The following is a 576-nucleotide window of genomic DNA, read 5'->3' on the forward strand; positions in this document are numbered from 1 at the left end:
GTCGATATCAATATCAGTGGCGATATTTGCGATTTTACCATCCTTAATGGCAATATCCGCTTGAATCTCACCTGTCTCTAATACGATTATTCCACCCTTTATGACGACATCATATTGACCCATTCGCTTGCCTCCTTTATTAAAAACCGTTAACTGCCTCGGTATGTCTGATAACCCCATGCCGATAAAAGAAGTGGCACATGGTAATGGGACTCTCCTTCAGCCACTAAAAACCGTATCGGTATTCTTCGAAAAAACACGTTTTGCATCTCTCCGTTTTTAAAGTAATCCTCTACATAAAAAACTAGTTCATATTCTCCATGCACAAGCTCCGTCAAAAGCGGCGTTTCGACTCTGCCATCATCGTTTGTATAACCGCTGGATATGAGCTCAGATTGATTCGCTCCGCTGTATTTCCACAGTTCTACAAGGATATTACTTGCTGGCACTCCCTTTACCAGGTCCAATACATGTGTCGTTATTCCTGTCTTCATTTCACAATCTCCTTTCTATCAATTAAGCTTCGAGCACTTTTTGGACGACTCCTTCCAGTCTAAAAAAAGTGATAGTGAATAT

General features: G+C 41.0%; 1 protein-coding gene and 1 pseudogene. Both read right to left on the reverse strand.

What is annotated here, in order from left to right:
• Positions 1-180 (reverse strand): annotated as a pseudogene (locus tag QD409_RS35590) (hypothetical protein); the annotation flags it as partial.
• Positions 150-494, reverse strand: coding sequence for a hydroxyisourate hydrolase (gene uraH / locus QD409_RS35595; protein WP_233313937.1), 345 nt, complete (start codon positions 492-494; stop codon positions 150-152). The gene uraH and the pseudogene QD409_RS35590, both read right to left, overlap by 31 nt.
• Positions 495-576: the final 82 nt, after the last annotated feature.

This window comes from Rhizobium sp. BR 315 (assembly GCF_050577975.1).
GTDB lineage: Bacteria > Pseudomonadota > Alphaproteobacteria > Rhizobiales > Rhizobiaceae > Rhizobium > Rhizobium miluonense.

Coding starts and splice junctions, on each gene's coding strand:
- uraH (WP_233313937.1), bottom strand. CDS start 494: ATGAAGACAGGAATAACGACACATGTATTGGACCTGGTAAAGGGAGTG.